This is a genomic window from Sinisalibacter aestuarii (genome assembly GCF_027923545.1).
GTDB lineage: Bacteria > Pseudomonadota > Alphaproteobacteria > Rhodobacterales > Rhodobacteraceae > Sinisalibacter > Sinisalibacter aestuarii.
This window is the reverse complement of sequence record NZ_BROH01000002.1, coordinates 168,278-185,890: the sequence shown is the minus strand read 5'-3', so window position 1 is coordinate 185,890 and position 17,613 is coordinate 168,278. Positions and strand designations below refer to the sequence as shown.

Annotated in this window: 19 protein-coding genes; 13 read left to right on the top strand and 6 right to left on the bottom strand. The window is 67.1% G+C overall.

Annotated features, from left to right (window positions below; all coding sequences use genetic code 11):
• Window positions 1–53: 53 nt before the first annotated feature.
• Window positions 54–263, bottom strand: coding sequence for a DUF1127 domain-containing protein (locus tag QMG28_RS05800; RefSeq protein WP_281841269.1), 210 nt, complete (start codon window positions 261–263; stop codon window positions 54–56).
• Window positions 264–386: 123 nt separating this feature from the next.
• On the opposite strand from QMG28_RS05800, the gene QMG28_RS05795 reads away from it, so the two are divergent.
• Window positions 387–1,238, top strand: a complete 852-nt coding sequence (locus QMG28_RS05795) for a LysR family transcriptional regulator (protein ID WP_281841268.1) — start codon at window positions 387–389, stop codon at window positions 1,236–1,238.
• Here QMG28_RS05795 and QMG28_RS05790 read toward each other — a convergent pair.
• On the bottom strand, window positions 1,226–2,200 hold the full coding sequence (locus tag QMG28_RS05790) for an NADPH:quinone oxidoreductase family protein (RefSeq protein WP_281841267.1): 975 nt from the start codon (window positions 2,198–2,200) through the stop codon (window positions 1,226–1,228). The genes QMG28_RS05795 and QMG28_RS05790 overlap by 13 nt on opposite strands.
• Before the next feature lie 364 nt (window positions 2,201–2,564).
• On the opposite strand from QMG28_RS05790, the gene QMG28_RS05785 reads away from it, so the two are divergent.
• The 3 genes from QMG28_RS05785 to QMG28_RS05775 all read left to right on the top strand — a co-directional run bounded on the left by QMG28_RS05785 (window position 2,565) and on the right by QMG28_RS05775 (window position 5,281).
• Complete coding sequence (locus QMG28_RS05785) at window positions 2,565–2,933, top strand: helix-turn-helix domain-containing protein (RefSeq protein ID WP_281841266.1); 369 nt, start codon at window positions 2,565–2,567, stop codon at window positions 2,931–2,933.
• Window positions 2,934–2,984: 51 nt separating this feature from the next.
• Entirely contained in the window at window positions 2,985–3,791 is an 807-nt protein-coding gene (locus tag QMG28_RS05780) for an inositol monophosphatase family protein (protein ID WP_281841265.1), read from the top strand.
• Between the two features lie 158 nt (window positions 3,792–3,949).
• Entirely contained in the window at window positions 3,950–5,281 is a 1,332-nt protein-coding gene (locus QMG28_RS05775; RefSeq protein WP_281841264.1) for an 8-oxoguanine deaminase, read from the top strand.
• A 298-nt stretch (window positions 5,282–5,579) separates the two neighbouring features.
• Here the strand turns inward: QMG28_RS05775 and guaD are convergent, their stop codons facing one another.
• Window positions 5,580–6,860 carry a guanine deaminase gene (gene guaD / locus QMG28_RS05770; protein WP_281841263.1) on the bottom strand — a complete coding sequence of 427 codons (1,281 nt, stop codon included), beginning with the start codon at window positions 6,858–6,860 and terminating at the stop codon, window positions 5,580–5,582.
• Window positions 6,861–6,979: 119 nt separating this feature from the next.
• Here guaD and mgtE point away from each other — a divergent pair, with 119 nt between their 5' ends.
• Window positions 6,980–8,365 carry a magnesium transporter gene (gene mgtE, locus QMG28_RS05765; protein ID WP_281841262.1) on the top strand — a complete coding sequence of 462 codons (1,386 nt, stop codon included), beginning with the start codon at window positions 6,980–6,982 and terminating at the stop codon, window positions 8,363–8,365.
• Window positions 8,362–8,919 (top strand): 5-formyltetrahydrofolate cyclo-ligase, encoded by a 558-nt coding sequence (locus tag QMG28_RS05760; protein WP_281841261.1) that lies wholly within the window; start codon window positions 8,362–8,364, stop codon window positions 8,917–8,919. The genes mgtE and QMG28_RS05760 overlap by 4 nt, the downstream gene beginning before the upstream one ends.
• Before the next feature lie 6 nt (window positions 8,920–8,925).
• On the opposite strand, the gene fsa is transcribed toward QMG28_RS05760, so the two are convergent.
• Window positions 8,926–9,579 carry a fructose-6-phosphate aldolase gene (fsa, locus tag QMG28_RS05755; protein ID WP_281841260.1) on the bottom strand — a complete coding sequence of 218 codons (654 nt, stop codon included), beginning with the start codon at window positions 9,577–9,579 and terminating at the stop codon, window positions 8,926–8,928.
• A 162-nt stretch (window positions 9,580–9,741) separates the two neighbouring features.
• On the opposite strand from fsa, the gene QMG28_RS05750 reads away from it, so the two are divergent.
• Entirely contained in the window at window positions 9,742–11,940 is a 2,199-nt protein-coding gene (locus QMG28_RS05750; RefSeq protein ID WP_281841259.1) for a primosomal protein N', read from the top strand.
• Here QMG28_RS05750 and QMG28_RS05745 read toward each other — a convergent pair.
• Window positions 11,934–12,230 carry a DUF6958 family protein gene (locus QMG28_RS05745; RefSeq protein ID WP_281841258.1) on the bottom strand — a complete coding sequence of 99 codons (297 nt, stop codon included), beginning with the start codon at window positions 12,228–12,230 and terminating at the stop codon, window positions 11,934–11,936. The two genes, QMG28_RS05750 and QMG28_RS05745, sit on opposite strands and share 7 nt — an antisense overlap.
• A gap of 104 nt (window positions 12,231–12,334) precedes the next feature.
• Here QMG28_RS05745 and QMG28_RS05740 point away from each other — a divergent pair, with 104 nt between their 5' ends.
• The 4 genes from QMG28_RS05740 to QMG28_RS05725 all read left to right on the top strand — a co-directional run bounded on the left by QMG28_RS05740 (window position 12,335) and on the right by QMG28_RS05725 (window position 15,662).
• A complete protein-coding gene (locus QMG28_RS05740) occupies window positions 12,335–13,570 on the top strand; it encodes an MFS transporter (RefSeq protein ID WP_281841257.1) in 1,236 nt (411 codons plus the stop codon).
• 33 nt (window positions 13,571–13,603) lie between these two features.
• Window positions 13,604–14,251: a peptide-methionine (S)-S-oxide reductase MsrA gene (gene msrA / locus QMG28_RS05735; RefSeq protein WP_281841256.1), complete on the top strand. Its 648-nt coding sequence runs from the start codon at window positions 13,604–13,606 to the stop codon at window positions 14,249–14,251.
• A 74-nt stretch (window positions 14,252–14,325) separates the two neighbouring features.
• Window positions 14,326–15,213 carry a 50S ribosomal protein L11 methyltransferase gene (locus QMG28_RS05730; RefSeq protein WP_281841255.1) on the top strand — a complete coding sequence of 296 codons (888 nt, stop codon included), beginning with the start codon at window positions 14,326–14,328 and terminating at the stop codon, window positions 15,211–15,213.
• A 101-nt stretch (window positions 15,214–15,314) separates the two neighbouring features.
• Entirely contained in the window at window positions 15,315–15,662 is a 348-nt protein-coding gene (locus tag QMG28_RS05725) for a hypothetical protein (RefSeq protein WP_281841254.1), read from the top strand.
• A gap of 91 nt (window positions 15,663–15,753) precedes the next feature.
• On the opposite strand, the gene QMG28_RS05720 is transcribed toward QMG28_RS05725, so the two are convergent.
• Window positions 15,754–16,314, bottom strand: coding sequence for a peptidoglycan-binding domain-containing protein (locus QMG28_RS05720; protein WP_281841253.1), 561 nt, complete (start codon window positions 16,312–16,314; stop codon window positions 15,754–15,756).
• Window positions 16,315–16,499: 185 nt separating this feature from the next.
• Between QMG28_RS05720 and QMG28_RS05715 the strand changes: the two genes are divergently transcribed.
• Together QMG28_RS05715 and QMG28_RS05710 are read left to right on the top strand one after the other, a co-directional pair.
• Entirely contained in the window at window positions 16,500–16,823 is a 324-nt protein-coding gene (locus QMG28_RS05715; RefSeq protein WP_281841252.1) for a 2Fe-2S iron-sulfur cluster-binding protein, read from the top strand.
• A gap of 68 nt (window positions 16,824–16,891) precedes the next feature.
• On the top strand, window positions 16,892–17,611 hold the full coding sequence (locus QMG28_RS05710) for a VCBS repeat-containing protein (protein ID WP_281841251.1): 720 nt from the start codon (window positions 16,892–16,894) through the stop codon (window positions 17,609–17,611).
• The last annotated feature ends 2 nt before the right edge of the window (window positions 17,612–17,613 follow it).

Genomic DNA, 17,613 nt, shown 5'->3' with positions numbered 1-17,613 from the left:
TGCTTGGCGAAACCTGCGGTGGACACGTTTGTGTGAACGGCGCCGGACGCCTGTCAGCGCGGCAGATCCCAGAACGGACGGCGGGCCTCGCGTCTGGCGGTGGCGCGGTCGATGCCGATGTCTTCAAGCATATGCGCGTCGAGATCTTCCAGGCGCAGGCGCTGCCGATGGGTCTTGACGGCCGTCTTGATCCAGGTGAGCGGGCTGAGCCACCGGCGGGCATTGCGGTGGCGGATGTGATGCGTGGCGGTCATCGTATGCATGGCGAACTCCTGGCCTCATTGGTTGGAGGTGTGTGCGTTGGCGCCCCTCCCGGTTGCTATGTAGGGAGAGATGCGCCATGATAAAAATGAATGATTATTAGCTAACACATCACGAATCTTGATATGGCGCACAACCTTGATCTGACAGCCCTGCGGGCCTTCGCCACCGTCGCCGAGGTGGGGGGCGTCACCCGTGCGGCCGGGCTTCTGCACCTCACGCAATCGGCGGTGTCGATGCAGATCAAGCGGCTGGAAGAGGCGCTGGGCCGCGCCCTGTTCGACCGCGCGGGGCGGGGCGTGGTGCTGACGGCGGATGGCGAGCAGCTTCTCGGCTATGCCCGCCGGATGCTGGCGCTGAATGACGAGGTCTGGCATCGCTTCACCTCTGCGGCCTTCGAAGGCGAGGTTGTGCTCGGGGTGCCCAACGATGTGGTCTATCCGGCGCTGCCGCCGGTGCTGCAACGGTTCCACGCCGAATTCCCGCGGATGAAGGTCACGCTGGTCTCGTCCTACACGCGGCGGCTCAAGGAGATGTTCGCCCGTGGCGATTGCGATGTGATCCTGACCACCGAGAACGAGGTGGATGCGGGCGGGCGCAGGCTGAGTTCGCGCCCGCTGGTCTGGGTCGGCGCGCCCGGCGGGCAGGCCTGGCGCCAGCGCCCGTTGCGGCTGGCCTTCGAGACCCGCAACATCTTCCGGCGCGATGTCGAGGCGGCGCTGGATGCGTCGGCGATCGAATGGGAGGTCGCGGTGACCTCGGAGATGAGCCGCACCATCGAGGTGAGCTGCGCCGCCGATCTTGCCGTCCACGCGCTGCTGGAGGGCACGGTGCCGGCCACGCTGGAGCAGATCGACCATGGCGGCGCGCTGCCCGATCTCGGCACGATGGGGGTCAATATCTACGTTGCCGACACGTTGCGCGGGCAGGCCGAGCAGGCTTTGGTGGCGAAGCTGCGGCAGGCCTATTCCGGCTGAGCGCCGATCGTCACCACCACCTTGCCGGTCGATGCGCGCGAGCGCAGCAGGTCGTAAGCCTCGCCGGCGCGCTCCAGCGGCAGGCGGTGGCTGACATGCGGCGAGAGCTGGCCCGCCTCGTACCAGGCGAGGAGCTGGCCCATGCTCTCGCGGATCGCGGCGGGATTGAAGCCGGTATAGCCGCCCCACCAATAGCCGATCACGTCGATATTCTTGACCAGCAGGTGATTGGCGGGAATCTGCGGCACCTCGCCCGAGGCGAAGCCGACGACCAGGATGCGCCCCTCCGGTTTGGTGGCCCGCATCGCGGCGGTGAACTGGTCGCCGCCGACCGGATCGTAGACCACATCGGCCCCGCCGAGCGCCTTCACCGCCTCGCGGATGTCCTGGCTGTCGCTGTCGATCAGGTGATCGGCGCCGGCGGCCTTGCAGATGGCGAGCTTGTCGGCGCCGCGCGCGCAGGCGATCACCCGCGCGCCCATGAGCTTGCCGATCTCGACGGCGGTCAGGCCGACGCCGCCCGCCGCACCGAGCACGAGCAGGGTTTCGCCCGGTTTCAGCCGCGCCCGCCGGGCGAGGCCGATATGACTGGTGCCATAGGCGATGGGAAAGCCGGCGGCGTGGTCGAAGGGCATTGCATCGGGGATCGGCGTGCAGCCTGCGGCGGGGAACACACCCATTTCGGCCAGCCCGCCATGGCCGCCCACGGCCACCACCCGCGTGCCGGGGGGCGGCCCCTCGGTCTCCGGCCCGAGCGCGATAACGGTGCCAGCGGCCTCCATCCCGAGCGTGAAGGGCAGGGCGGGCTTTTTCTGGTATTGCCCTTTGACCATCAGCAGATCGGCGAAATTCAGCCCCGCCGCGGCGATCCCGACCAGCACCTCGCCCGGCCCGGGCCGGGGCGGATAGACCTCGTCCAACCGGGGTGCTGCGCCCTCTGCGCGGATCTGGTAAGCTTTCATCTCGGTCTCCTCCGCGCGACCATAGCCGGGGTCGGCACGGGGGGCGAGGGTGGAATTTCCGTTGACAGGGTTGGATTCGCCAATCGTATATTTTGATGAAATACACGTATAAATTGTAATCCGCTGCGTATGGTCGATATTTTTGCAAATTGCAAATCCTTGCATCAAACACGTTTAGCGGGTATCTTGATCCGGTAACGATTTTGACTCTGCCCTGCAGATTTGCCAGTAACTAATTGAAATAAAATAACAAAAGTAAGACCAGCCCAATCGCGTCAATTTCTGACCAAAAAGACAGGTTGTGGTGTGGGCACACGCCGTGGTCTTTGGATTGTATTGGAATATCGCGTAAGGAGAGTACTGCATGAAACACCCTGTGGATGTTCACGTAGGCAAGCGAATTCGCCATCGCCGGTGGATGGTCGGGATGACTCAGCAACAACTCGCCGAGCGTGTCGGGATCAAGTTCCAGCAGATTCAGAAATACGAAACGGGCATGAACCGGGTGAGCGCGTCTCGCCTGTGGGACATCTCCGAAGCGCTGCAGGTGCCGATCGACTTCTTTTTCGAGGGGCTTGAAGGCGGCGGCGCCGAGGCCAGCGAAACCACCCTGCCGAGCGATATCCTCGCCGACAAGGAAGCGCTGGAACTGGTGCGCTCCTACTATGCCATCCCCGAAAACCAGCGCCGCCGGCTGTTTGAACTGGCCCGGGTGCTGTCCGACGCGGCTTGACGGGCTGAGGCCCACGGGCTACCGCCGGGGGGATGCAGCCCCGGCGGTGCCATGACCGAGATCGACCTCCAAACCAAGTCTGACCTGATCGACACCGCCCTCGCGCTGGCTGATGCCGCGCGGGGCCCGACGCTTGCGCATTTCCGCGCCGACGGGCTGGCGGCCGACAACAAGGATGCCGCGGGCTTCGACCCGGTCACCGCCGCCGACCGCGAAGCCGAGCAGGCCATGCGCGCGGTGCTGGCCGCGCAGCGGCCAGACGACGCGATCCTTGGCGAAGAATACGGCCACCAGCCGGGCAGCAGCGGTCTGACCTGGGTGCTCGACCCGGTGGACGGCACCCGCGCCTTCCTGTCCGGCACGCCCACCTGGGGCGTGCTGATCGCGGTCGGCGGGGAAGAGGGGCCGGTGCTCGGCGTGATCGACCAGCCCTTCATCGGCGAGCGCTTCGTTGGCGGCTTTGGCGAGGCCTGGAGCGAGGGGCCGCGCGGGCGCAGCACACTCGCCACGCGCCCCCCGCGCGGGCTTGACGAGGCGATCCTGTTCACCACCTTCCCGGAAGTGGGCAGCGACGCCGAGCGCGCCGCCTTCCACGATCTCGCGGGCCGGGTTCGGCTTACCCGTTACGGGCTCGATTGCTACGCCTATGCGCTGGTTGCCGCCGGGCAGGTGGACCTCGTGGTCGAAGCCGGGTTGCAGGCCTATGACATTCAGGGGCCGATGGCGGTGATCGAGGCGGCGGGCGGGATCGTCACCGACTGGCGCGGCGGCCCGGCCAAGGATGGCGGGCGGGTGCTGGCGGCGGCCAACCCGCAGATCCACGCCGCCGCCCTCGCGGTGCTTTCGCGGGCGGAATAGGCGCGGCGCACGACGCAAGCGCCGGAGCGGAACCGGGATATCGGACAGGCTTGCCGCCGCACGCCCCGCCTTGCTAGACAGGCCGGGCCGGCTGTGTCCTTTGCCCTTTCTGGCAGCCGGCGAGCATGTCTCCGAAACGGGCCGGAAGGAGACGCGCGATGGAAACCCTGATCCGCAATGCCGAAACCGTCCTGACGATGGACGACACAATGACCGAACTGTCTGGTGCCGACGTGCTGATCCGCGATGGCGTGATCGCGGCGGTGGGGCAGGGGCTTGCCACAACCGGCGAGGTGCTGAACGCCGCCGGTTGCGTGGTGACCCCCGGCCTGGTGAACACCCACCACCACCTTTACCAGACGCTGACCCGCGCCGTGCCCGGCGGGCAGGATGCGCTCTTGTTCGGATGGCTGCAAACGCTCTACCCGATCTGGGCGCGGTTCGGCCCGGAGGAAATGCGCGTCTCGGCGCTGGTGGGGCTGAGCGAGCTGGCGCTGTCGGGCTGCACGATGAGCTCCGATCACCTCTACCTCTTCCCCAACGGGTCGCGGCTCGACGATACGATTGACGCGGCGGCGGAGGTGGGCCTGCGCTTTCACCCGACGCGCGGCTCGATGAGCATCGGCGAGAGCGCGGGCGGCCTGCCGCCCGACAATCTGGTGGAGCGCGAGGCCGATATTCTCAAGGATTCGATCCGGGTGGTGGATGCGTTTCACGACCCGTCCGAAGGCGCGATGGTCCGCGTCGGGCTGGCGCCGTGTTCACCCTTCTCGGTGAGCCGCGAGCTGATGCGCGACTCGGCCCTACTGGCGCGCGACAAGGGCGTGATGCTGCACACCCACCTCGCCGAGAACGACGAGGATATCGCCTATTCCGAGGCGCAGTTCGGCATGCGGCCGGGGCAATATGCCGAGGAGCTGGGCTGGACCGGCCCCGATGTCTGGCATGCCCATGCGGTGAAGCTCGACGCCGCCGAGATCGACCTTTTCGCCCGCAGCCATACCGGCGTGGCCCATTGCCCCTGTTCCAATTGCCGTCTCGGTTCGGGCATCGCTCCGGTGCGCCAGATGCGCGATGCGGGCGTGAAGGTGGGGCTGGGGGTGGACGGCTCCGCCTCGAACGATGCCGGCAACCTCATGGCCGAAGCGCGCCAGGCGATGCTGCTCCAGCGCGTCGCGGGCGGGGCCGACAAGATGAGCGCGCGCGAGGCGCTCCGGATCGCCACTCGCGGTGGGGCCGAGGTGCTGGGCCGCGACGATCTGGGCCAGATCGCGCCGGGCAAGCGGGCGGATATCGCGCTGTGGGACGTGTCCGGCGTGGAGAGCGCCGGAAGCTGGGACAAGGCGGCGCTGCTGCTTGCCGGGCCGACACGGGTGCGCGATCTCTTCGTCGAGGGGCGCCGGGTGGTGGCCGAGGGCCGGATGGCCACCATCGACCTGCCGCGCGCGATCGAACAGCAAAACCGGCTGGCCCGGGCGCTGATGGGGTGACCGGCGCGGGCCGGCGCCGGCTCTCTCGGCAGGCCCGGCCGGTCCCGATGATGGCGACAGCCGCTTCACAGCGATGCGTGCAGCGGTGGATGGCGGGTGGTTTCGGGGGTGCTAAGGCCGGCACTCAAACACCAGGATTCTAGGATTCTAGAATCCTGGTGTTGCGATAAAGCTAAGTTATTTCAACATATTGGCTTTGGCTTTGGCTTCGCCGGGCCGCGCCGGTTCTGTCTTGCCAAATGGTAAAGGCAGTCGGGTGTGGAAAGTGAGGGGCAGGCCGGCATGTGGCCCTGGCGGCTCAGACCCGCCGGCCCGCCACATAGGTCGCCGCCACCGCGCGGTCGTCGCCCATCATGATCGTGGGGAAAACCTCTTCCCACAGCGTTTCGGCGCGGGCCGCGCGCTGGGTAATGGCCGGGGAAGAGGCAAGGTCGATCACCGCCAGGTCGGCCTCGTAGCCCGGCGCGAGCGTGCCGATCCGGTCGCCCAGATGCAGCGCATGGGCCGAGCCCGCCGTGGCCAGCCACCACAGTTGCGCCGGATGCAGCGGCGTGCCGCGCAATTGCGCCACCTCATAGGCCGCCGCCATCGTGCGCAGCATCGAAAATGATGAGCCGCCGCCGGTATCCGTCGCCAGCCCGATGCGCTGGCCCTCGTTCATCAGCCCGTTCATGTCGAACAGCCCCGAGCCGATGAAGGTGTTCGAGGTCGGGCAATGGATCAGGCTCGCGCCCGCCTCCCTGAGCCGCGCCCGCTCTCGCGGCGAGAGGTGGATGGCATGCCCCATCAGCGCGCCCTCGCGCAGCAGGCCGAACCGGTCGTAGACGTCGACGTAATCCTGCGCCTCGGGAAACAGCTCGTGCACCCAGGCGATTTCCTCGTGCTGCTCGCTCAGATGGGTCTGCATCAGCACGTCGGGATGTTCGCCCCAGAGGCTGCCGAGCGCGGCGAGTTGCTCGCGCGAGGAGGTGGGGGCGAAGCGCGGGGTGATGACGTAGGAAAGCCGGTCGGCCCCATGCCACTTTTCCAGCAGCCGCTTCGAATCGTCATAGGCCGATTGCGCGGTGTCGGACAGGTTGTCGGGGGCGTTCTCGTCCATGCAGGTCTTGCCCGCCAGCGCCCGCAGCCCGCGCCGCTGCGCTTCGGTAAAATAGGCGTCCACGCTTTCGGGGTGGATCGTGGCGTAGCTCACCGTGGTGGTGGTGCCGCTGGCGAGCGTGAGGTCGAAATAGAGCGCGGCGATCCCGGCGGCATGGGCTGGATCGCCAAAGCGCGCCTCTTCGGGGAAGGTGTAGCTGTTCAGCCAGTCGATCAGCCGCTTGCCCCAGGAGGCGATGATCGCCGTTTGCGGGTAATGCACATGGGCGTCGATGAAACCGGGCGAGATCAGCGCCCGGCCATGATCGGTGACCGGCGCTTGCGGGTGGGCGGCGCGGATCTCGTCGGCCGGGCCAACGGCCACGATCCGGCCCGCCTCGATGGCCACCGCGCCGCGGCTTTCGTGGCGCAGAGCTTCCCCGACCGGCACCCTGAACGGATCGGCGGTGAAGCTGAGTGTCTGACCGAGCAGGATATGCATCTCGTTCCCCCGTTGCAGCCCCTGAGACTAGGATGGGAAAAGGCCCGCGTCCACGCCTATTCCCCCCTGTTCCTCGGGGGGCACTTCGCCTATGGTCCGGCCCGAAACGGGGAGCATGCATGGCCGAAGACCAGATCGTCGACAGCGCGCCGGAGGAAGGCGACTACGAGCTTGACCGGGACATGATCCGCCCGGTCCTCGCCGCGCTCGACGACGGTGACGCGGAGCGGCTGACCGAGCTGCTCGAACCCCTGCACGCCGCCGATATCGCCGACCTTCTCGAACAGGTCGATGACGATACCCGGGTGGATCTCGTCCGCCTCTATGGCCGGGAATTCGATGGCGAGATTCTCACCGAACTCGATGAGGGCATTCGCGAAGAGGTGATCGCGGCGCTGCACCCGGAGGTGCTGTCGGACGCCGTGCGCGAACTGGATACCGACGATGTCGTCGACCTGATCGAAGACATGGAGGAGGATCAGCAGGCGGCGATCCTCGATGTGCTGGAAGATGTCGACCGGGTCGCCGTCGAGCAATCGCTGACCTATCCGGAAGAGACCGCTGGCCGCCTGATGCAGCGCGAGATGGTGGTGGCCCCCGAACACTGGAACGTGGGCGAGGCGATCGACTACATGCGCGCGCAGGACGGTTTGCCGGACCAGTTCTACCACGTCATCCTGATCGACCCGCGTCTGCGGCCCACCGGCTATGTCACGCTCGGGCGGATCATGTCGTCGCCCCGCTCGGTCAAGCTCGCGCAGATCACCGAGGACAGCTTTCGCACCATCCCGGTGCTGCAGGACGAAGGCGATGTGGCCTATGCCTTCAACCAGTACCACCTGATCTCGGCGCCGGTGGTGGATGCCGATGACAGGCTGGTGGGGGTGATCACCATCGACGACGCGATGGCGATTCTCGATGAGGAGCATGAGGAAGACATCCTGCGCCTCGCCGGCGTGGGCGAGGAAAGCGCGATCTCCGACCGGGTGATCGAAACCACCCGCCGCCGGGTGCCGTGGCTCGCGGTGAACCTGGTGACGGCCATTCTCGCCTCGCTGGTGATCGCCCAGTTCGAAAACGTGATTGCCGGCATGGTGGCGCTGGCCGTGCTGATGCCCATCGTTGCCTCGATGGGCGGCAATGCCGGCACCCAGACGCTCACCGTCGCGGTGCGCGCGCTGGCCACCAAAGACCTCACCTCCGCCAACGTCTGGCGGGTTGTCCGGCGCGAGGTGATGGTGGGGCTGGTCAATGGCCTGGTCTTCGCCGTGGTGATGGGGCTGGTCGGCTGGGTCTGGTTCTCGGCCCCGATGCTGGGCGTGGTGATCGCGCTCGCGATGGTGGTGAACCTCGTGGTGGCGGGGCTTGCGGGCGTCGCCGTGCCGGTGCTGCTCGACAAGCTCGGGATCGACCCGGCGCTGGCCTCCGGCGCCTTCGTGACGACGGTCACCGATGTGGTGGGCTTTTTCGCTTTCCTCGGTCTCGCGGCGGCGGTGCTGATATGAATCTGGCCGAGGTCAAAGCCGCGGCCCGCAAGGCCGCCTATGCCCGGCGTGCCGAGGCGCATGGGCGCGGGCTCGACGGCGCGGCGCAGGCGCGGCTGCTTGAGCTTCTGGCCCCGCAACGGGGCCGGGCGATCTCGGGCTTCGTGCCGATCCGCACCGAGATCAACCCGCTGCCGGTGATGGCGGAAATGGCGGCGCATGGTCCGGTCTGCGTGCCGGTGATCGAGGCCAGGGCGCAGCCGCTCCTGTTTCGCCGCTGGCGGCCCGGCTGCCGGATGGCGCCGGGCCCCTTCGGTGCCGCTGTGCCGGTGGAGGGCGAGGAGATCGCGCCCGATGTGCTGATCGTGCCGCTGGTGGCCTTCGACCGCACGGGCGGGCGGCTGGGCTATGGCGGCGGCTTCTATGACCGGACGCTGGAACGGCTGCGCGCCTTGCGCCCGACGCTGGCCATCGGCTTTGCTTACGCCGCGCAGGAGGCCGACGGGCTGCCGCTGGAGCCCACCGACCAGCCGCTTGATGCGATCGTCACCGATGCCTTCACGCTGACCTTCTGAGCCGGGTCAGAGGATCTTCAGCCCCGCCTCGGCGGCATCCTTGAGGAAGGCGGCGAGGCCCTTGTCGGTCAGCGGGTGGCCGGCCATGGCCGTGATCACCGAGGGCGGCGCGGTCATCACGTCGGCGCCGATCAGGGCGGCGGCCTTGGCGTGGTTGACGCTGCGGATCGAGGCGGCGAGGATTTGCGTCTCAAAGCCGTAATTGTCGTAGATCTGGCGAATCTCGGCGATAAGGTCCATGCCGTCGATGCCCATATCGTCGAGCCGGCCGATGAAGGGCGAGATGAAGGTGGCCCCGGCTTTCGCCGCGAGCAATGCCTGGTTAGCGGAGAAGCAGAGCGTGACATTCACCATCTTGCCTTCATCGGTGAGCACCTTGCAGGCCTTGAGCCCGTCGAGGGTGAGCGGCACTTTCACCGCGATGTTCGGCGCGATCCCGGCCAGCTTGCGGCCCTCGGCGATCATCGCCTCGGCCTCGGTGGCGATCACTTCGGCCGAAACCGGGCCGTCGATGAAGGAGCAGATTTCCCTGGTGACTTCGATGATGTCGCGGCCGGACTTCTTGACCAGCGAGGGGTTGGTGGTCACCCCGTCGACAAGCCCAAGCTCGTTGAGTTCGCGGATCGCGTCCACATCGGCGGTATCGGCAAAGAATTTCATCGCGGGTCCTCGTGCAATGCTGTGGTCAATCGTCGCCCGCTTCCTACAGGAAGCGATGCGCGGCAGAAAGGCAAAATCGGGTGAGGTGCGGGCGGGCGGCAACCGATGTCTTGGTAAGAAATCGGTCCGGTTCATTAGAAATGAACCGTGCGGGGCCGCGGCATGAGCACCGGCCCCGTATTCTTCGACCCCGGCCAGCGCGTGGCGGTGCTCACCACCCAGCCGCTGGACCGGCTGCTGACCTACCGCGCGCCCGAGGGCGGCTGCTGGCAGGGCGCTTTCGTCGAGGTGCCGCTGGGCCCGCGCAAGGTGATGGGCGTGGTCTGGGGGCCGGGCGAGGCGGGGTTCGACGCCTCCAAGCTGCGCGCCGTTTCGCGGGTGCTCGACGTGGCGCCGATGCGCACGGAGATGGCAGAGTTTCTCGCCAGGGTGGGCGACTACACCCTCACGCCGATGCACCAGATGCTGCGCCTCGCCACCCGCGCGCCGGGGCTGACCGATCCGCCCTCGATGCGCAAGGTCTACCGGCTCGGCTCCGGCCAGGCGGAGCGGATGACCGAAGCCCGCGTCCGGGTGATCGAGGTGCTGCGCGATTATGGCGGGCTGGCCTTCACGCTGGGCGAGCTGGCCGAGATGGCGGGGGTGACCACCTCGGTGGTCAAGGGCCTCGTCAAGCTCGGCGCTGTGCGCGAGGAGGAAAGCCCGCGCGATCTGCCCTATCCCCGGCTCGACCCGGACGCGCCGGGCAAGCCGCTGACCGAGGATCAGCGCGCGGCAGCCGAGGCGCTGGTGGCGGGGGTGCGCTCGGGCGATTACGGCACCACGCTGCTGCGCGGCGTCACCGGCTCGGGCAAGACGGAAGTCTATATGGAAGCCGTGGCCGAGACGCTGCGCAAGGGCCGGCAGGCGCTGGTGCTCTTGCCCGAGATCGCGCTGACGGCGGAGTTTCTCAAGCGCGTCGAGGCGCGGTTTGGCGCGCGCCCCGCCGAGTGGCATTCCGGCGTGACCATGACCGAGCGCCGCCGGCTCTGGCGCATGGTAGGCGAGGGCGAGGCGCCGCTGGTGGTGGGGGCGCGCTCGGCGCTTTATTTGCCGTTCCGCGATCTCGGGCTGATCGTGGTCGATGAGGAACACGACCAGTCCTACAAGCAGGAAGACGGCGTGCTCTACTCGGCGCGCGACATGGCGGTGATGCGCGCTTCGGTGAATGCCGCCCGCGTGGTGCTCGCCTCCGCCACGCCGTCGCTGGAAAGCTGGGCCAACGCCGAGGCCGGGAAATATGCAAGGCTCGACCTCACCTCGCGCTTCGGCGAGGCCGTCCTGCCAGAGATGCGTGCGATCGACATGCGCGCCGAAGACCTGCCGGGCAACCGCTGGATCTCGCCCACGCTCGAAGCCCATATCCGCGACCGGATGGAGAAGGGCGAGCAATCGCTCCTGTTCCTCAACCGGCGCGGCTATGCGCCCGTCACCATCTGCCGCGCCTGCGGCCACCAGATCGCCTGCGATCATTGCGATGCCCGCATGGTCGAGCACCGCTTCCTCAAGCGCCTCGTCTGCCACCAATGCGGCGAGACCAAGCCGATGCCCGAGGTCTGCCCCTCCTGCGAAGCCGAGGGCAAGCTGGCGCCGGTGGGGCCGGGGGTGGAGCGGCTGGCCGAGGAGGTGGGCGAGCGCTTCCCCGAGGCGCGGGTGGCGGTGCTGTCGTCCGATCTGTTCGGCTCGGCGCGCGCGCTCAAGGCGCAGATCGAGCTGATCGCGCAGGGCGGGGCCGACATCATCATCGGCACGCAGATGGTGGCGAAGGGGCACAACTTTCCGCTGCTGACGCTGGTGGGGGTGATCGACGCTGATCTGGGCCTGCAAGGCTCCGATTTGCGCGCGGCGGAAAAGACCTTTCAGCTCATCCGTCAGGTGGCAGGGCGGGCCGGGCGGGCCGACAAGCCGGGGCTGGCGCTCTTGCAGACCTTCCAGCCCGACCACCCGGTGATCCGCGCGATCCTGTCGGGCGACGAGGAAGGCTTCTGGCGCGCCGAGGCGGCGGAGCGCCAGGCCGCCGGGGTGCCGCCCTATGGCCGGATGGCGGGGATCGTCATTTCCGCCTCTTCCGCCGAAGCCGCCTTCGATCTCGGCAATGCATTGGCGCGCGCCGACCAGCCCCTGCGCGCGGTCGGGGCGCAGCTTTATGGTCCCGCGCCGGCACCGATTGCCCGCATCCGTGGCCGCCACCGCGTGCGCCTTCTGGTCAAGGCCGACCGCGCCGTGGCGCTGCAACCGGCGCTGCGCCAATGGGTCGGCCAGTTCACCCCCAAGGGCGACACGCGGCTCTCCGTCGATATCGACCCGCAGAGCTTTTACTGAACCTGCGAGAATGTCAGTGGCTTGGTGGCGTGGCGCTGGATCACGCCCTTGGCCTCAAGATCGAGCTGCACGCATTTCAGCCACCAGCCGCTGGTCGCGCCGCCGGGGAAGAGATCTTCGGGCAGGCGGGGTTTGGCCCGGTCCTTGATCTCGGCGGCGGTCAGGCCCGGTGCGCCCGTCGGCATGACGGCGAGCATCGCCGCGCGCATCGCAGCGTATTTGGCGGCGTCGACCCGCGTTGTCTTGCCCGGTGAATTGACGTTTTCCACCTCGATCTTGTCACTGGCCATGCGATCCTCCTCATGCGGTGGAGCGATCCTAACACGGTTCCTCTCTGCGCTCACGGGCGTGTTTCCGCTCGCCAAGGGCGCGGGCCGGGCGTATGGAATGGCCCATGGCGAACAGGACCTACACTCTCGACGAGGCGAAAGCCCTCCCGCGCTGGCGTCAGCCGGTGGTGCTGCTGATGGTTGTGGCCGCCGCGATGCCCATCGCCTTTTCGACCTGGTCGGCGCTGCTCAACAATTTCGTCATCGAGGTTGCGGGCTTCACCGGGGTCGAGATCGGCTGGCTGCATTCGGTGCGCGAATTTCCCGGCTTTCTCGCCATCGGAGTGATCCTGCTGATCATGTTCTTCCGCGAACAGGGGCTGCTGCTGTTCAACCTCGCGCTTCTGGGCGCGGCAACGGCGGTGACGGCGTGGTTTCCCTCGCTCGGCGGCATCCTGACGATCACCATGCTCTCGTCGATCGGCTTTCACTATTACGAGACGGTCAACCAGTCGCTCCAGCTTCAATGGATCGAGCGCGGGCGCGCGCCGCAGGTGCTGGGCTGGCTCGTGGCCGTCGGCTCCGGGGCATCGCTGGTGGCCTACGGGCTTCTGGTGGTCACCTGGAAGACCTTCGATCTCTCCTACAATTTCGTCTATCTCGCCTCGGGCGGCTTCACCTTTGCGGTGGCGGTCTTCGCCTGGCTTGCCTGGCCGCGCTTCGAAAGCCCCGAGCCGCAGCTGAAAACCTTCGTGCTGCGCCGCCGCTACTGGCTTTACTATGCGCTGCAATTCATGTCCGGCGCCCGGCGGCAGATCTTCACCGTTTTTGCTGCCTTCATGATGGTCGAGCGCTTCGGCTTCGAGGTGCATGAGGTGACGGCGCTGTTCATCATCAACTTCCTCGCCAACATGATCTTCGCGCCGCTGATGGGCCGCGCCGTGGGCAAATGGGGCGAGCGCAATGCGCTGGCCTTCGAATATGTCGGGCTGACCATCGTGTTTCTGCTCTATGGCGGGATCTACTATTTCAGCTGGGGTGTGGCGCTGGCGGCGACGCTTTACGTGGTCGACCATCTGTTCTTTTCGCTCGCTTTCGCGATCAAGACCTATTTCCAGAAGATCGCCGATATCCCCGATATCGCGCCGACCGCGGCGGTGGCCTTCACCATCAACCATATCGCCGCGGTCTTCCTGCCCGCGCTGCTGGGCTATCTCTGGGTGACCTCGCCCGGCGCGGTCTTCGGCCTTGCCTCGCTGCTTGCGCTGGGGTCGCTGATGCTGGCGCTGATGATCCCGCGCCACCCCGAGAAGGGTAACGAAACGGTGTTCGCGGGCTACGCGCCCTCGCCGGCCGAGTAGGGCCGCCTTATATTCGGTCCGGAGGAGACGCCTATGTTCGGTATGTCCAAACCCATCGAGATGGTCGCGCCCGGCGAGGCATTGCCGGGGCGCAACACGCCCATTCCCACCGCCGGCACCCATCACGTCTATGGCCGGCCCCTGAGCCTTGATGTGCCGCCGGGCCACGAGGCGGCGGTGTTTGCGATGGGCTGCTTCTGGGGCGTCGAGCGTCTGTTCTGGCAGCTTCCGGGCGTGTGGATGACGCTGGCGGGCTATGCCGGCGGATACACCCCGCACCCGACCTACGAGGAGGTCTGCACCGGGCGCACCGGCCATACCGAGGTGGTCTGGCTCGCCTTCGATCCCAAGGTCATGTCCTATGACGCGCTCCTGCAGGCGTTCTGGGAGGGCCATGACCCGACGCAGGGGATGCGGCAGGGCAATGACCGGGGCACGCAATACCGCTCGGCGATCTACTGGACGACACCCGCGCAGCGCGACGCGGCGCTTGCCTCGCGCGATGCCTTCGCGCCCCGGCTGCGGGCGGCGGGTTACGGGGCGATCACCACCGAGATCGCCGAGGCGGGGCCGTTCTATTGGGCCGAAGACTACCACCAGCAATATCTGTCGAAGAACCCGAACGGCTATTGCGGCCTTGGCGGCACCGGCCTGTCCTGCCCGATCGGGACCGGGGCCTGAGCCGGGGGCTGCCCCAGCTTCCTTGACCGGCCGATCCTGCACGGCTAGGCCGGAGCATCACCAAGGAGATGCCCATGCCCACATTCACCGCGCTTACCACCCTTGAAGGTCAGGCCGCCGCGCAGGCGCTGGGCGATGCGCTGGAGGCGATGGCGCCGGAACCGACCGGCGTGGGCGTGTTCGAGCTCGAAGACGGCTCGGGCCTGTGGGAAGTGGGCGGCTATTTCACCGAAGCGCCCGACGAGATCGTGCTGGCGCTGCTGGCCAAGGCGCATGGCGCGAAGGATTTCAGCGTGTCGGAGCTGCCCGAGGTCGACTGGGTCGCTCATGTGAAGCGCGAGCTTGCGCCGGTCGAGGCGGGCCGCTTCTTCGTTCACGGCGCGCATGACGCCGACAAGGTGCCGCCGGGCAAGGTGGCGCTGAAGATCGAAGCGGCGATGGCCTTCGGCACCGGCCATCACGGCACCACGCTGGGCTGCCTTACGGCGCTGGATGAGATGCTGAACCGGGGCATGGTCAAAAGGAACGTGGCCGATATCGGCTGCGGCACGGCAGTGCTGGCGATGGCGGCGGCCAAGGTCTGGCCCGCGCCGGTTCTGGCGTCGGATATCGACGAAGTGGCGGTGGATGTGGCGCGCGCCAATGTCGAGGCCAACGGGCTTTCGGGCAGCGTCCATGTCATCGAGGCGGCCGGGTTCGATCACGAGGCGCTGCACGCCGCCGCGCCCTTCGATCTGGTCTTTGCCAATATCCTCAAGGGGCCGCTTCTGGCGCTGGCGCCGGATATGGCAAGCCATATCGCGCCGGGCGGGCAGGCGATCCTGTCGGGCATCCTCAATCCGCAGGCCGACGAGGTGATCAAACGCTATGCCGAATGTGGCTTCGCGCTTGCCTCGCGCAGCGAATACGGCGAGTGGACGACGCTGGTGCTGGACCGCAAACAGGCCGGCCCTGCCGGGTGAAATGTGGCAGAAACAGTTTGTTTCCAAGGGTTTGCCACGATTTTGCCACAATTGGGCCCAATCTTGTCACAACTGGGTGGGCGCAAGTTGGAGCCGGTACGATGTCTGAGGCCAATTTTCAGGACTTTCAGCGACGTCTGCGAGAGATTGACCAGCGGCATAAGCGCCTTTCGGTGGGTTATGTGCGGCTTGTCGAGCGGGACGGTTTGCTCGTTCCCGTGGATGCAAAGCCGATGCGGCGGCGGTTCAACCCGCGCGGCGTGGCGATCATTCTCGCGATGTTTCTTGTTTTTAAGGGATTTCTTCTTTTCTATCTCGGTCCGGGCACCTATGCGAGCCGCGTTGGCGCGCTCGAAGAGGGCACGGTATTCGAGCGGATGGGCGCCTGGATCATGCAGGCTGACCCCGTCACTCATTGGATCGCTACCCAGATCACTATGATGTTCTGAGCGGTCTCGGCGCAAGGTTTCACCTGGCCGTTCGGCATTCCGGGATAGCGGATGCCGGACGGCTTCGTGTTTCTGTGGCGTGCCGTGCGGCTCAGCCGTCGAGGTCGATCTCGACCAGCCCAAGCTCGCGGGCGCTTTCCGTCGACAGGATCGCCGAATTCAGCCCCTTGCGCAGTTGGTAGCTGCGGATCGCCTGGCGCGTGCCGTCGTCGAGATTGCCGGTCACTGGGCCGGGAAAAAGGCCGCGCGTTTTCAGCGCGCGTTGCACCGAGGCGATGAAATCGGGCGTCCAGCGCGGCGGGCAGGGGGTTTCGAAATAGATTTCCTCGCGGCCCGTCACCACCTGGTGGCTGACCTTTTCTTCATATTTCGCCGGCGTGATCACGTTGCCTTCAGGGCCGATCTCGGGCGGTGTGACGAGGATTTGCTCGGTCACCTGCTCGATCACCGCCGGGGTCACGTCCTTGCCGTAGCAGGCACCCGGGCGGGCGCCGGGCGGGCCGAGGGTGAAATCGGTGATCACCACTTCGCCGCCCGGATCGGCGCGGGTGGTCTCGGCGCCGGGCGCCGACATGCAGCCCGCAAGGCCGATCCCGGCCGCAAGCAACAGCCCGGCGCTCAGGCCGTGGCGAAATGCGAAATGCGTGTTCATCTGCTCGTTCGGTTCTTTTTGACCGCGTTGACCTGACCATAGCCGAATTCGCCCGCGCCGCCTAGAGGCCGCCGCACGGCTCGGCGGCAGGGCGCAACGCTGCGACATTTCGGGTGGAAAAACGGGGTGGCGGCGCTTACCTGCCTTCGCTAGAAACCCACCCGAACGCAGACAGGAGACGGGGCATGGCCAGGATCACCTATATCGAGTACGACGGGACCGAACATGTGGTGGACGTGCCCAACGGGCTCACGGTCATGGAAGGTGCGCGCGATAACGGCATCCCGGGGATCGAGGCCGATTGCGGCGGTGCCTGCGCCTGCTCGACCTGCCATGTCTACGTTGCCGAAGAGTGGATCGAAAAGCTGCCGCCGCGCGAGGCGATGGAAGCCGACATGCTCGATTTTGCCTGGGACCCCGATCCGGTGCGCTCGCGGCTGACCTGCCAGCTCAAGGTGACGGACGCGCTTGACGGGCTCGTCGTCACCATGCCCGAAAAGCAGATCTGACCTCACGCGCTTGTGTGCATCGGGGCCGCGCCGGGGCGGTAGGCTGCTCCGACCGGAACCGGCAGGCCATGCGGTACATTCTGACCCTTCTCATCCTGTGCGCCGGCCTCCTGCCGGCTCATGCGCAATCCTATGACGGGCACCCGCTCGCCGGGCTGACCGGCGCCGCCTTCGCCGAACCCACCGCGCGCTACGATCACGGCATTCTTGGCGACGCGGTGGAATGGGGGGCGCTGGCCTTCACCCTTGATACGGGCGAGCGCCGGGTGATCCGCCTGCCCGAAACCCGCGTGTTCGAGGATATCTCCCCCCGTCTCATCCGCGGCGACCGGGGGCAAACCCTTGCCATGGTTGTGGAAAGCGATCTGTCGCGCGGGGCGCGGCTGGCGCTGTACGGGCCGCAGGGGCTGTATGCCGCCACGCCCTTCATCGGCCAGCCTCACCGCTGGCTCGCGCCCGTCGCCGCAGGCGATCTCGATGGCGACGGGGCGGTGGAACTGGCCTATGTCGACCGCCCGCATCTGGCGAAGACCCTGCGCGTCTGGCGGCTTGCCGATGGCAGGCTCACCGAAGTGGCGGCGCTGGAGGGGGTGAGCAATCACAAGATCGGCTGGGACTTCATTGCAGGCGGGCAGCGCGATTGCGGGCAGGGGCCGGAGATGGTGCTGGCCTCGGGCGACTGGCGCGAGGTGGTGGCGGTGCGGCTCACCGAAGGCAGGCTTGAGCGCAAGACTTTGGGGCCGCTGGACAGCCTGGCTGATATCGACGCGGCGCTGGCCTGCCGGTGAGG

What these genes read in the sequence shown, in the direction of transcription:
- QMG28_RS05790 (WP_281841267.1), bottom strand. Translation starts at nt 2,200, where the DNA reads ATGAAAGCTTACCAGATCCGCGCAGAGGGCGCAGCACCCCGGTTGGAC.
- guaD (WP_281841263.1), bottom strand. Translation starts at nt 6,860, where the DNA reads ATGCATATCCTGCTCGGTCAGACACTCAGCTTCACCGCCGATCCGTTC.
- QMG28_RS05785 (WP_281841266.1), top strand. Translation starts at nt 2,565, where the DNA reads ATGAAACACCCTGTGGATGTTCACGTAGGCAAGCGAATTCGCCATCGC.
- QMG28_RS05725 (WP_281841254.1), top strand. Translation starts at nt 15,315, where the DNA reads ATGTCTGAGGCCAATTTTCAGGACTTTCAGCGACGTCTGCGAGAGATT.
- QMG28_RS05775 (WP_281841264.1), top strand. Translation starts at nt 3,950, where the DNA reads ATGGAAACCCTGATCCGCAATGCCGAAACCGTCCTGACGATGGACGAC.
- QMG28_RS05740 (WP_281841257.1), top strand. Translation starts at nt 12,335, where the DNA reads ATGGCGAACAGGACCTACACTCTCGACGAGGCGAAAGCCCTCCCGCGC.
- QMG28_RS05750 (WP_281841259.1), top strand. Translation starts at nt 9,742, where the DNA reads ATGAGCACCGGCCCCGTATTCTTCGACCCCGGCCAGCGCGTGGCGGTG.
- QMG28_RS05795 (WP_281841268.1), top strand. Translation starts at nt 387, where the DNA reads ATGGCGCACAACCTTGATCTGACAGCCCTGCGGGCCTTCGCCACCGTC.
- QMG28_RS05720 (WP_281841253.1), bottom strand. Translation starts at nt 16,314, where the DNA reads ATGAACACGCATTTCGCATTTCGCCACGGCCTGAGCGCCGGGCTGTTG.
- QMG28_RS05780 (WP_281841265.1), top strand. Translation starts at nt 2,985, where the DNA reads ATGACCGAGATCGACCTCCAAACCAAGTCTGACCTGATCGACACCGCC.
- QMG28_RS05710 (WP_281841251.1), top strand. Translation starts at nt 16,892, where the DNA reads ATGCGGTACATTCTGACCCTTCTCATCCTGTGCGCCGGCCTCCTGCCG.
- QMG28_RS05800 (WP_281841269.1), bottom strand. Translation starts at nt 263, where the DNA reads ATGCATACGATGACCGCCACGCATCACATCCGCCACCGCAATGCCCGC.
- mgtE (WP_281841262.1), top strand. Translation starts at nt 6,980, where the DNA reads ATGGCCGAAGACCAGATCGTCGACAGCGCGCCGGAGGAAGGCGACTAC.
- QMG28_RS05760 (WP_281841261.1), top strand. Translation starts at nt 8,362, where the DNA reads ATGAATCTGGCCGAGGTCAAAGCCGCGGCCCGCAAGGCCGCCTATGCC.
- fsa (WP_281841260.1), bottom strand. Translation starts at nt 9,579, where the DNA reads ATGAAATTCTTTGCCGATACCGCCGATGTGGACGCGATCCGCGAACTC.
- QMG28_RS05730 (WP_281841255.1), top strand. Translation starts at nt 14,326, where the DNA reads ATGCCCACATTCACCGCGCTTACCACCCTTGAAGGTCAGGCCGCCGCG.
- QMG28_RS05745 (WP_281841258.1), bottom strand. Translation starts at nt 12,230, where the DNA reads ATGGCCAGTGACAAGATCGAGGTGGAAAACGTCAATTCACCGGGCAAG.
- QMG28_RS05715 (WP_281841252.1), top strand. Translation starts at nt 16,500, where the DNA reads ATGGCCAGGATCACCTATATCGAGTACGACGGGACCGAACATGTGGTG.
- msrA (WP_281841256.1), top strand. Translation starts at nt 13,604, where the DNA reads ATGTTCGGTATGTCCAAACCCATCGAGATGGTCGCGCCCGGCGAGGCA.